The 12,119-nt window shown below is 71.3% G+C and carries 9 protein-coding genes; 1 reads left to right on the top strand and 8 read right to left on the bottom strand.

The features are described 5' to 3' along the window. Window positions 1-29: 29 nt before the first annotated feature. The 8 genes from E1287_RS38530 to ppdK all read right to left on the bottom strand — a co-directional run bounded on the left by E1287_RS38530 (window position 30) and on the right by ppdK (window position 9,653). Window positions 30-932: a sigma-70 family RNA polymerase sigma factor gene (locus tag E1287_RS38530; RefSeq protein WP_131970280.1), complete on the bottom strand. Its 903-nt coding sequence runs from the start codon at window positions 930-932 to the stop codon at window positions 30-32. Then, on the bottom strand, window positions 929-1,066 hold the full coding sequence (locus E1287_RS44350) for a hypothetical protein (RefSeq protein ID WP_165969405.1): 138 nt from the start codon (window positions 1,064-1,066) through the stop codon (window positions 929-931). Before E1287_RS44350 ends, E1287_RS38530 begins: the two co-directional genes overlap by 4 nt. A gap of 4 nt (window positions 1,067-1,070) precedes the next feature. Next, entirely contained in the window at window positions 1,071-1,556 is a 486-nt protein-coding gene (locus tag E1287_RS38525) for a GtrA family protein (protein WP_131970284.1), read from the bottom strand. An 80-nt stretch (window positions 1,557-1,636) separates the two neighbouring features. Beyond that, window positions 1,637-2,956 (bottom strand): MFS transporter, encoded by a 1,320-nt coding sequence (locus E1287_RS38520; protein WP_131970278.1) that lies wholly within the window; start codon window positions 2,954-2,956, stop codon window positions 1,637-1,639. Window positions 2,957-3,217: 261 nt separating this feature from the next. Continuing rightward, window positions 3,218-4,444: an FAD-dependent oxidoreductase gene (locus E1287_RS38515; RefSeq protein ID WP_131970277.1), complete on the bottom strand. Its 1,227-nt coding sequence runs from the start codon at window positions 4,442-4,444 to the stop codon at window positions 3,218-3,220. Window positions 4,445-4,610: 166 nt separating this feature from the next. Continuing rightward, on the bottom strand, window positions 4,611-5,909 hold the full coding sequence (locus E1287_RS38510; RefSeq protein WP_131970276.1) for a deoxyguanosinetriphosphate triphosphohydrolase: 1,299 nt from the start codon (window positions 5,907-5,909) through the stop codon (window positions 4,611-4,613). 89 nt (window positions 5,910-5,998) lie between these two features. Then, the gene (locus E1287_RS38505) at window positions 5,999-6,820 is read right to left on the bottom strand and encodes a YdcF family protein (protein WP_131970275.1); all 822 of its coding nucleotides are present in this window, start codon (window positions 6,818-6,820) and stop codon (window positions 5,999-6,001) included. 106 nt (window positions 6,821-6,926) lie between these two features. Then, window positions 6,927-9,653, bottom strand: coding sequence for a pyruvate, phosphate dikinase (ppdK, locus tag E1287_RS38500; RefSeq protein WP_131970274.1), 2,727 nt, complete (start codon window positions 9,651-9,653; stop codon window positions 6,927-6,929). Between the two features lie 334 nt (window positions 9,654-9,987). Between ppdK and E1287_RS38495 the strand changes: the two genes are divergently transcribed. Further along, window positions 9,988-11,874, top strand: a complete 1,887-nt coding sequence (locus E1287_RS38495) for a glycoside hydrolase family 15 protein (protein WP_243719728.1) — start codon at window positions 9,988-9,990, stop codon at window positions 11,872-11,874. Window positions 11,875-12,119 lie beyond the last annotated feature (245 nt).

The following is a 12,119-nucleotide window of genomic DNA, read 5'->3' as shown; positions in this document are numbered from 1 at the left end:
GTCTTGGGGCGTGCTTCGGGTGGGTGTGGTCAGGGGAGGGTTTTGGTTAGGCGCTCTAGTTTGAGTGGGTTTAGGACGCGGCGGTAGGCGGTGATGCGGCTGTTTTCGACTTCTACCGTGTCTACGGCGGCCAGGTGGTCGTCTCGGTATACGAGGAATTCGAGGCGGCCGTTGATCTGTGCGGGGACGATGCGCATCTCTGTGCGGGCGCTGACTCTGAGCAGTGCGGTGACGACTCGTCCGGCGCCGGCGATGATCTTGCGGGCGGCGAAGACTCGGCCGCCGCCGTCGGTGGTGTAGGCGGCGTCGGGGTCCAGCAATTCCAGAAGTGCGGCCTCGTCGCGGCGCTCGTAGGCGGAGCGGAACGCTGCCAGGACCTTCTCTCGCTCCGCCGCCGGGACGGGACGGTGCGGCAGCGCGGCGGCGATCTTGCGCCGGGCACGGGAGGCGAGTTGACGGCACGCGGCGGGCGTCTTGCCGAGGACGTCCGCGATCTGTTCGTACGGGACGTCGAACGCCTGGTGCAGAACGAAGGCGACGCGTTCCGGCGGTGTCAGCTCCTCCATGACCAGGAGCATCGCGGTGCCGGCCGTCTCATCCATGAGGACGGGCTCGGCGGCGTCCGGGCCGGTCAGGAGGGGTTCGGGCAGCCACGGGCCGACGTAGTCGACGCGGCGGGCGCGGGCGGAGCCGAGCACGTCGTAGGCGCGGCGGGCCGCCACAGTGATCAGCCAGGCCCGCAGGTCATGGACACCGTCGAGTGAGTCGCCGTCCTGCGGTGCCTCGCCGTTGCGTCGGGAGTCGCGGGAGTGGGCGCGTATCCATACGTCCTGGACGATGTCCTCGGCGTCGGCGACGCTTCCGGTGATGCGGTACGCGGCGCCGAACACGGCGGGACGGTGCGCTGGCCACTCGTCGTCGAGGCGGCTCATCCGGGTCCGGTGAGGAGCTCGCCGACCGTGTCGTCGGTGATCAGGCCGTCCGTTCCGGCGGTGGTCGCGGCGGACGTGTTGAGGCTGCGTACGACGGCGGTCAGGCCGTCCGGGAACAGGTCGTTGGTGGTCATGGCGTTACGCGGTCGCTGGGGTGAAAACCCATTTCTTGTACGACCAGTAGCGGAACGCGGCACCGAGGGCGACGCCTGCTAGCAGGCCGCCGTTGTAGGCGACCCCGCCGTGGAGTCCGAGGGTGTAGTAGGTGAAGCCGGTGCAGAGGACCTGGATGAGCAGTCCGACGCCGTTCAGCGCGAAGAAGATCGCGACCTCGCGGCTGGAACCGTCGCTGTCGCGGTGGCGGAACACCCAGTACCTGTTGAGCAGGTAGGACGCCAGCGTGGACACCACGGTCGGCACGACGACGCTCGTGACGGGGCTGCCGCCGAGCAAGGCGCGCATCAGGTTGGCGCCGAAGATCATGATCAGGGTGCCGACGACTCCGACGAAGCCGAAACTGAGCAGTTCGCTCAGGAACTTGCCGCGGATGAGAAGCCTGCCGCGAAGGAATGCCCGGTACCCCGGGGCGGACCCGACCGTTTTGACCGGTCTTGACCGCTGCATGGTGCTCACTCGCCCAGACCTTACCTGACTAGGACATATCCCAACGTCCCAACCCACCCAAAAGATCAGCGTCGTGTCCTTCAACACTCGGTCGTGGGGGTCCTGGCGGTCGGCTCGGCGGGGGCGGCGGACGGGACCGCCGCCGTGGCGGTCGCCGGGGCCAGCAGGACGATCAGGCCGACCAGCCCGACCGGGACGGCCAGCGCCCACGTGAGGCCCACGCCCTGCGCGATGAACCCGATGACGGGCGGGCCGCCGAGCAGGCCCAGGTAGCCGACGCCGGTGACCCGGGAGATCCCGGCCGCGGCGGGCACGCCGGGCACGTTGCCGGCCGCGCTGAACGTGACGGGCGCGACGACCGCGACGCCGAGGCCGAAGAGCGTGAAGCCGCACACGGCAGCGACCGGGTGACCGGCGACGAGGCCGAGTCCGAGGCCGAGCGCGGCGATCAGGGAGCCCGTCCGCAGCACCGGGACGGGACCGAACCGCGCAACAACCCGGTCTCCTGCCAGGCGGCCGATGGTCATCGCCACCGCGCATCCGACATATCCGAGGCCGGCGGCACCCGGTCCGGTTCCGAGGTCTTCGCGCAGGTAGATGGCGCTCCAGTCGGCCATCGCGCCCTCGCCGACGAACGAGCACAGGCCGATGACGCCGAGCGTGATCAGCAGCCAGCGGGATGAGAGCTTGGCCGTGGGAGGCGATCCGGGGCGAACAGCCGGGGTGGCGGCGGGCGTACCTGGGGTGGCGGCGTCAGAGGCAGCCGCCCCCGCGGCGGTGCCGGGGGCGGCGGCCTCAGCGGGAAGTGCGTGTTCGGGGACGGTGTCTGCGGAGCGGTCCAGGAGGTCGCGGCAGCCGAGCAGCAGCAGCGCCACCAGCACCGCGGTCGCGGCTGTCAGGTGCAGCGGGACGGGGACGTCCGCGTGCGCCGCGCCTGAGCCGATGAGCGCGGCCACGAGCGTCCCGATGCTGTACGCGCCGTGCAGTCCCGACATCAGCGGACGTCCGTAGCCGCGTTCGACGGCGACTCCCTGGGCGTTCATCGCCACGTCCATCAGGCCGAGCGAGGCGCCCATCAGCAGCAGGGAGCAGATCAGCGCGCCCATGTTCCAGGCGAGGCCGAGCGGGACCAGCGACGCGGCGCAGACGATCCCGGCGGCGATGGTCGTGGCCCGGCTGCCCCAGCGAGCGACGATCCGTCCGGCGAAGCGCACCGCGATCACGATGCCGATGGGCGCGCCCAGCAGGGCGACGCCCATCGAGCCCTCGCTCAGCCCGAGATGCTCCTTGATCTGCGGGATGCGGGCGACCCAGGCCGCGACGAGCAGGCCGTGCACGACGAATGCCAGCGTCACCGCGACCCGGGCCCGCCCAAGCGTCGCGATCTTGTCCGTAACCACCTAGCCGACTGTACGTGCCTTACGGGCCCCGCCGCTTCGGGTAGGCGCCCGCCCCCAGCCCGTCAGCGCGTCAGCCCGCACAGCCCCTCAGCGCCGCGCAGCGCGTCAGCGTCGCCCAGCTCGTCGGCGCCGTCCAGCCCGTCAACGCCGCCCAGCCCGTCAGAGGCGCTCAGGGCCTCTGCGGCGCACAGCGCGTCAGCGCCGCGCAGCGCGTCAGCGGCGTTGAGTGCGTTGAGTGCGTTTGAGGGCCTTCGGTGCGCGTCAGGTCAGGGTGGTCAGGGGGACGTCGGGGTCGGTCAGGCGGGTAGCGTCCACGGGGCGGCCGGAGCGGATCAGGGCCTGGACGTCCCCGGTGACGTCCCAGACGTTGACGTTCATCCCGGCGACGACCCGGCCGCCGGACAGCCAGAACGCGATGAACTCCCGTCCCGGGACGTCCCCGCGGTACACGACCTCGTCGTACTCCCCCGGCGACGCGACGCCCGACATCTCCATGCCGAGGTCGTACTGGTCGCTGAAGAAGTACGGGACGCGGTCGTAGGAGACGTCCTGGCCGAGCATGGCGCGGGCGGCGGCCGGTCCGCCGTTCAGGGCGTTCGCCCAGTGCTCGACGCGGATCCGGCGGCCGAGCAGCGGGTTGTAGGCGTTGGCGACGTCGCCGGCCGCGTAGATGTCGGGGTCGGACGTGCGCAGCGAGGCGTCCACCAGGATCCCGTCGGAGACGTCGAGGCCGGCCTCCTCGGCGAGCCGGGTGTTGGGTCGCACCCCGATGCCGACGATCACGACGTCGGCGGGCACCTCTGCGCCGCCCGAGGTCACGACGGCCGACACCTGCCCGGCGCCCCAGAACCCGGCGACGCCCTGGTCGAGGCGCAGGTCGACGCCGTGCGCGCGGTGCAGGTCGGCGAAGACGCCGCCGAGCTCTGGGCCCAGGGACGCGTGCAGCGGCGTCGGCTCCGGCTCGATGATCGTCACGTCGTTGCCGTGGGTGCGGGCGGCGGCGGCCGTCTCCAGCCCGATCCAGCCCGCCCCGGCGACGACGACGCGCCGTCCGCCGTGCGTGAGGGCTTGCTTCAGCGCCGCCGAGTCGGCCATCGTCCGCAGGTAGTGGATGCCCTGCAGCTTGGATCCGGGCACTTCCAGCCGCCTCGGGGACGCGCCCGTCGCCAGCAGCAGCTTGTCGTAGCCGATCGGCTCCTTGGTGGACAGGCGCACGTCGTGCGCGTCCCGGTCGATGGAGGCGACGGAGACGCCGACCCGCAGCTCCACGTCGTGCTTCTCGTACCAGTCGGCCTCGTGGACGTGGGCCTTCTCGCGCGGCTCCTTGTCCAGGAGGAAGCCCTTGGACAGCGGCGGCCGCTCGTACGGCCGCTCGATCTCGTCCCCGATCAGGAGCAGTCTGCCCGCGAAGCCCTCCTCTCGGAGAGTTTCCGCCGCCTTGGCACCGGCCAGGCTGGCGCCGGCGATGACGAACGTCTCCTCGGGCATGGCGACCGACCTCCTGTAGTTGACCTGTAGCTATCCCTACAGCGGCCTATGTAACGAGACAAGGGTCATCGTTGGGCGCGTCGGGGCATATTCGACACAACGCCCGCGCCGCAATGCGCTTTCCCGGCCGAGCCCCGGAAAGAGCGCAGGGGCAGGGCTCGGGTGATCAGTGGGGGCGGTCGTTCAGGACGCGGTGGCGGGCCATCGCCGTGAGGTCGGTCATCGACGCGATCTGGTCGATGACGGCGCGGAGCCGGCCCGCGTCGTCGTCGGCGGCCTCGAAGGCGGCGCGGAAGCCGGGTTCGAGCGTGCCGGGCGCGCCGGCGAGCATCAGGCCGGCCAGCTCGGTGATCAGCCTGCGCTGCCGGGCCCTGACCTCCTCGTGGCTGATCCACACGTAGTGCGCCGTGATGCCCTTGAGCAGCGCGTTCTCCAGCCGCTGCGCCCGCGGGACGATCAGCTCCGCCGCGTACCGGGTCAGCGGACGGTCGCCGTAGGCGTCCCGGGTGGCGGTCTCCGCGGCCATGCAGAACCGTCCGATCAGGGTGCTGGTGAGGTTCTTCAGCGCGGCGAGGCTGCGCGGGGTGCCGTCGTAGCGGTCGGGCCAGTACGGCTCGGCGAGCAGCGCGTCGAAGCGCTCCTCCAGCTCGGCGAGGTCGGCGTCGGGGCAGTACAGCTTGGTCGCGGTGGCGGCGACGAGGCGGCGCTCGGCCGGATCGGCGAGGCGGACGAAGTCGATGTGCCCTGCGACCAGGGCGTCCTCAAGGTCGTGGACGGAGTAGGCGACGTCGTCGCTCCAGTCCATGACCTGGGCCTCGAAGCACGTCCGGCCGGGTTCGACGCCCTCGCGGACCCAGCGGGCGACGTCCATGTCGTCCGCGTACACGCCGAATTTTCCGTTGACGGCCTCGGTCTGCGACCACGGGTACTTCATCGCGGCGTCCAGCGCGGCGCGCGTCAGGTTGAGGCCGACGCTGCGTCCGTGCAGGGGCGGGCCGTCCGCCGCGAACGACTTGGGCTCCAGCCGGGTCAGGACGCGGAGGCTCTGCGCGTTGCCCTCGAAGCCGCCGCAGTCGCGGGCGACGATGTCGAGGGCGGCCTCGCCGTTGTGCCCGAACGGCGGGTGCCCGATGTCGTGGGACAGGCACGCCGCCTCCACCAGGTCGGGGTCGCAGCCGAGGGACTTGCCCAGCTCCCGGCCGACCTGCGCGCATTCGAGCGAGTGGGTCAGCCGGGTGCGCAGGCTCTGCACGGTGTCGGCGGTGGCGTCCGCGCCGGGCGAGGCGACCTGCGTCTTCGCGGCGAGCCGCCGCAGGGCGGCGCTGTGCAGGACGCGGGCGCGGTCGCGCTCGAACGCCGTCCGGTCGCGCCGCTTGGCGGGCTCGGGCGCCCAGCGTTCCCGGTCCCGTGCCGTGTAGGCGGAGTTTCCGTGGCCGGATTCCCCGTGAATCGAATTGGTCGTCATGGCCCTATCCAGGGTAAGCGGGCGCGCTCGGGCCCGGTCCGGGAACCGCCGGGTCAGGGCCCGGTTCCTGAATCCGGCGGGACCGCGGGTCAGCCGTCGGCCGGGTCGGCGGACGGGTCGATGTGGATGCGCTTGGCGGTCTCGCTCGGCGTCTTCACGCTCTTGCCCAGCAGGACGTACGACAGGTATCCGCCGGTCTCCCGGACGATGTAGTGGAACTGGGTGTCGCGGGTCTGGACGCTGGGGCCGCTGCGCGTCGGGGACGCGGCGGCCTCGATCCCGCTGTCCTCGGCCATCTTCTTGGAGCGCAGGCCGTGCCACGGGTCGGTGACGATCACCCCGGACGTCCACCGGTGCCGCTCGAACTCCTTGCCGGCGGCCTTCATGCTCTCCAGCGTGTCGCGTCCGACCGGCACCGCGAAGACCTTGGACGCGGGCACCCCGCCCTTCTCGATCAGCCAGGTGCGGCCGGTGCCGGCCTCGGTGTAGTTGTCGCCGGGCGCCTTGCCGCCGACGGTCACGATGGCGGGCGCGACGCCGTCGCGGTAGAGCTTGAGGGCGTGCTGGAGCCGCCATTTCAGCGTCGGGGACGGCACGCCGTTGTACTGCGCCGCGCCGAGGACGATGATCGCGTCGGAGCGGGGCCGCTCGTCCTGGCGGGCCTGGTACCAGACCCGCGCGCCGACGGTGAGCGGCGTCAGGACGGCGACGGCGATCAGCCCGGCGAGGACGCTCGCCGGGATCGTGAACCAGGGCGAGCGCCTGCGCCGCCCGTCCTTGCGGCCGCGACGGCCCCGCCGTCCGCCGTTCTCCGCTTCGCCGCCACCGCCGGGCGCACGGGTCTCGGGGCCGTCGTCTTCGGGCCGGACGGTCGCGTGCTCGGTCCCCGGCACATCCACTTCCAACGTCATCGCATCGGACACGTTAGTTAGATGGTCCGGCGCGTGCGCCCGGTTCGCCGGTTTGGGGTGTCATCCCGCCCACAGATCATCCGGCACGCCTCCCGGCGGCTGAGGATCAGCGGCTGTCGCTGCCTCCCGGGGAGCCGGACGCGCCGTCCGCCGCCTCGATCGCGGCGCGGCCGGCCTCCAGGCGCGCGACGGGGACGCGGAACGGCGAGCAGGACACGTAGTCGAGGCCGACGTCGTGGCAGAAGTGCACCGAGTCGGGGTCGCCGCCGTGCTCGCCGCAGATCCCGAGGTGCAGGTCCGGGCGGACGCGGCGGCCCTCCTCCACGGCGATGCTGACGAGCCGTCCGACGCCGTCCCGGTCGAGGGTCTCGAACGGCGACACTCCGAAGATCCCTAGGTCCAGGTACTGGGAGAAGAACGCCGCCTCGACGTCGTCGCGGGAGAAGCCCCAGGTCGTCTGGGTGAGGTCGTTGGTGCCGAAGGAGAAGAACTCGGCGGCCTCGGCGATCTGCCCGGCGGTCAGCGCGGCCCTCGGCAGCTCGATCATGGTGCCGATCAGCGCGGGCACGTCGACGCCGGTGGCGGCCTTGACCTCGGCCAGGATGGCGCGGGCCTCGTCGCGGACGGCCTCCAGCTCCTGGACGGCCCCGACGAGCGGGATCATGATCTCGGGGCGCGGGTCGCCGCCCGCCTTCCGCCGCGCCGCCGCGGCCTCGGCGATCGCGCGGACCTGCATTCCGAAAAGTCCCGGAATCACCAAACCGAGCCGCACGCCGCGCAGGCCCAGCATAGGGTTCTGCTCGTGCAGTCGGTTGACTGCTTCGAGCAGTCTCCGGTCTTTGGCATCCGCTTTGTCGCCTGCGAGCGCGACCCTGACCGACAGCTCGGTGATGTCGGGGAGGAATTCGTGCAGCGGCGGGTCGATCAGCCGGATGGTGACCGGCAGCCCGTCCATCGCCTCGAAGATGCCCTCGAAGTCCTGCCGCTGCAGGGGCTCCAGGGCGTCCAGGGCGTCCTTCCGCCCGGTCTCGTCCTCGGCGAGGATGAGCTGCTCGACGAGCCGCCGCCGGTCGCCGAGGAACATGTGCTCGGTGCGGCACAGGCCGATCCCGGCGGCGCCGAACCGGCGGGCGCGGGCCGAGTCGTCCGGGGTGTCGGAGTTCGCGCGGACCTTCAGCGCGGCCCGCGAGTCGGCGTGCTCCATGACGCGGTGGACGGCCTTCACGAGGTCGCCGCCGTCCTCCACGGACAGTTCGCCCTCGAAGTACCGGACGACGGGCGAGTCCTCGACGGGCACCTCGCCGAGGTAGACGTCCCCGGACGTCCCGTCGATGGAGATCACGTCTCCCTCGCTGACGGTGACGCCGCCGGGCGCGGTGAACGTCCCGCCCTTGACGTCGACGTCCAGCTCCTCGGCGCCGCACACGCACGTCTTGCCCATGCCGCGGGCGACGACGGCGGCGTGCGAGGTCTTGCCGCCGCGGGACGTCAGGACGCCGTTCGCGGCGACCATTCCGGAGAGGTCGTCGGGGTTGGTCTCGCGGCGGACGAGGATCACGTCCTCGCCCCGCCCGGCGAGCTCCACGGCCCGCTCGGAGGTGAACACGGCCTTGCCGACGGCCGCGCCCGGCGACGCGTTCATCCCCTTCGTGAGCTTCCGCACGCCGCCGCCCTCAGCGTCGTCGACCTTGCTGGCGAAGCGGGGGAACATGAGCTGGGCGAGCTGGTCGCCGGTGACGCGGCGAGCGGTCTCGTCCGCGTCGATGAGCCCCTGGTCGAGGAGCTGGCAGGCGATGCGGAACGCCGCGGCGGCGGTCCGCTTGCCGACCCGGGTCTGGAGCATCCACAGCTTCCCGCGCTCGATCGTGAACTCGATGTCGCACATGTCGCGATAGTGGTTCTCCAGCGTCTCCATGATCTCGAGGAGCCGGTCGTAGGACGCCTTGTCGATGCGCTCAAGCTCCTTCAGCGGGACGGTGTTGCGGATCCCGGCGACGACGTCCTCGCCCTGCGCGTTCTGCAGGTAGTCGCCGTAGATGCCCTGCTGCCCGGACGCGGGGTCGCGGGTGAACGCGACGCCCGTCCCGGAGTCCATGCCCATGTTGCCGAAGACCATCGCGCAGATGTTGACGGCGGTGCCGAGGTCGACGGGGATGCGCTCCTGCCTGCGGTACAGGACGGCGCGGGGCGCGTTCCAGGAGTCGAACACCGCCTCGACGGCGAGGTCCATCTGCTCGCGCGGGTCGGCCGGGAAGTCCCGGCCGGCCTTGTCCCGCACGATGCCCTTGAACCGGTCGACGAGCGCCTTGAAGTCCTCGGCGGTGAGGTCGGCGTCGTCGTCGCTGCCGCGGGCCCGCTTGACGTCCTCGACGGCGTCCTCGAACAGGTCGCCGTCGATGCCCAGGACGGTCTTGCCGAACATCTGGATCAGCCGCCGGTAGGAGTCCCAGGCGAACCGCTCGTCCCCCGCCTGCGCCGCCAGCCCGAGGACGGACTCGTCGTTCAGCCCGACGTTCAGGACGGTCTCCATCATGCCCGGCATGCTGAACTTGGCCCCGGAACGTACGCTGACCAGGAGCGGGTCGTCGCTCTGGCCGAGCTTCTTGCCCATCGCCGACTCCAGCGCGGCGAGGTGCCGGTTCACCTCGTCCGCGAGGCCCTCGGGCGGGTTCCCGTGCTCCAGGTAGTGCCGGCAGGCCTCCGCGGTGATCGTGAACCCGGGGGGCACGGGCAGTCCGAGGTTGGTCATCTCGGCCAGGTTGGCGCCCTTGCCGCCCAGCAGATCCTTGAGGTCCTTGTTGCCCTCGGTGAAGTCGTACACGAACTTCGGCACGGGGAGCTCCTTCTCGCTCCGGTTCCTCCCAGCGGCAGTGCCGGTCCAGCCGGGCCGGGGGCGCGCGGGGTCGCGGTCCCCCGGGCGGCGGGTCCGCTGCCCTGTTTGCCGGGACTGTACCCGCGAATCCCGGGCTCGCTCGGCGCCCACCGCCCGGGAGGACGTTCGCGCAGGTCAGGCCCCGGATAGTGGTCTATTCCAATTCGGACCAACGGGGATGATCAGGACGGAAACACCGCCGCGCGAGGGCGTCGCACGGAGCTCGCACGGAGGTCGCACGACGTGACGTACCCACTGCACGGAAGAGGGAATGATGGATCAAGGAGGTGAGGCTGTGAGGCCGAAGGTCGCGGGCGGCCGGGCGGGAGACCCGTTCGCCCCCATCGCCGATTTCGGGTTCCTGTCCGACTGCGAGACGACCGCGCTGGTCGCGCCGAGCGGCAACATCGAGTGGATGTGCCTGCCCCGGATGGACTCCCCCAGCGTGTTCGGGTCGATCCTGGACCGCGACGCCGGGTACTTCCGGGTCGGCCCGGCCGGCGTGGAGGTGCCCGCCGCGCAGCGGTACATCCCCGGCACCATGGTGATGGAGACCACCTGGTGGGTGCACGGCGGCTGGCTCGTGGTGACGGACGCGCTGCTGATGGGCCCGTGGCACCACGAGACGGAACGGTCCCACACGCACCGCCGCGCCCCCACCGACTACGACGCCGACCACGTCCTGCTGCGGATGGTCCGGTGCGTGAACGGCCAGGTGCAGGTGCGGCTCGACTGCATGCCGGTGTTCGACTACGGCCGCTCGCCCGCCCGCTGGGAGCACACCGGCGCCGGGTACCACGAGGCCCTCGCGCGCGGGAACGGCGTCGGGCTGCGGCTCACCACCGACATGAACGTCGGGTTCGAGGGGTCGCTCGCCACGTCCAGGACGCTGCTGAAGCAGGGCGAGTCGCGGTTCGTCGCGCTGTCGTGGAGCGAGCACGCGGCGCCGTCGTCCTGGAAGGAGGCGCAAGAGCGGCTGATCTGGACCGTCCACCACTGGCAGCACTGGCTGGACCGCGGCCGCTTCCCGGACCATCCCTGGCGGAGCCACCTGCAGCGCAGCGCGCTCACGCTGAAGGGCCTGACGTTCGCGCCGTCCGGCGCGGTGGCGGCCGCGGCGACGACGTCGCTGCCCGAGTCGCCCGGCGGCGACCGGAACTGGGACTACCGCTACACCTGGATCCGCGACTCCACGATGGCGCTGTGGGCGTTCTACACCCTCGGCTACGACTGGGAGGCCAACGACTTCTTCTACTTCATCACCGACGTCGCCGAGGCCGCCGAGGGCAAGCTGCAGATCATGTACGGGCTGGACGGGCGGGAGGAGCTGCCCGAGTCCACGCTCGACCACCTGTCCGGGTACGGGGACGCGCGTCCCGTCCGGATCGGCAACGAGGCGTACATGCAGGCCCAGCACGACGTGTGGGGCGCGATCATCGGCTCCATCTACCTGTTCGTGCGCAAGCGGGACCGGCTGGACGACCGGCTCTGGAAGATCATCATCAAGCAGGTGGAGGACGCGCTGGCCAACTGGCGCGTCCCGGACTGCGGCATGTGGGAGGTGCGCGGCGAGCCGCAGCACTTCACCTCGTCCAAGGTCTTCTGCTGGGTGGCGGCCGAGCGCGGCGCCCGCCTCGCCCGCATCCGCGGCGACCAGGACCGGGCCCTGCGCTGGCAGGCCGCCGCCGACGAGATCCACGCCGACGTCCTCGCCAACGCGCTGGACGAGCGCGGCGTCTTCACCGCCCACTACGGCGCGACGACCCTGGACGCGTCCGCGCTGCTGATTCCGCTGCTCGGCTTCCTGCCCGCCGACGACAAGCGCGTCCGCGAGACCGTCCTCGCCATCGCCGACGAGCTGTCGGAGGACGACCTCGTCCTGCGCTACCGTCCCGCGGAGACCGACGACGGCTTCGAGTCGGACGAGGGCACCTTCACCATCTGCTCGTTCTGGCTGGTCAGCACGCTGGTGATGATCGGCGAGCTGGAGCGGGCGCGGGCGCTGTGCGAGAAGCTGCTGTCGTATGCGAGCCCGCTGCAGCTGTACTCGGAGGAGATCGACCCGCACACCGGCCGCCACCTGGGCAATTTCCCGCAGGCGTTCACCCACCTGGCCCTGATCAACGCGGTCATGCAGGTGATCAACGCCGAGACCAACGAACCCCAGTCGCCCTTGGCATGACACCCGACAGCTCTTGACAAGGGAACTTGACCGTTCCTCCCCTTTCGGAGCGCCAGTACGGTCGTTTCCCCGAAACGACCACAATGCAGCACAGCGCGACGACGCTCCGTGGCCGGGGCTTCCACGGCCGCCCCGGCCTTTAATCACGACTTGACACCGAGTTGTCGGAATTGCGCCTTTTGTCGGTGCCCCCGGCTACGGTTCCGCCGTGACCACACCGCCCCCTCCCGACAACGCCCCGGACA

It is taken from the genome of Actinomadura sp. KC06 (genome assembly GCF_004348735.1).
GTDB lineage: Bacteria > Actinomycetota > Actinomycetes > Streptosporangiales > Streptosporangiaceae > Spirillospora.
The sequence above is the reverse complement of the archived record's forward strand: the minus strand, read 5'-3'. Positions and strand labels throughout refer to the sequence as shown.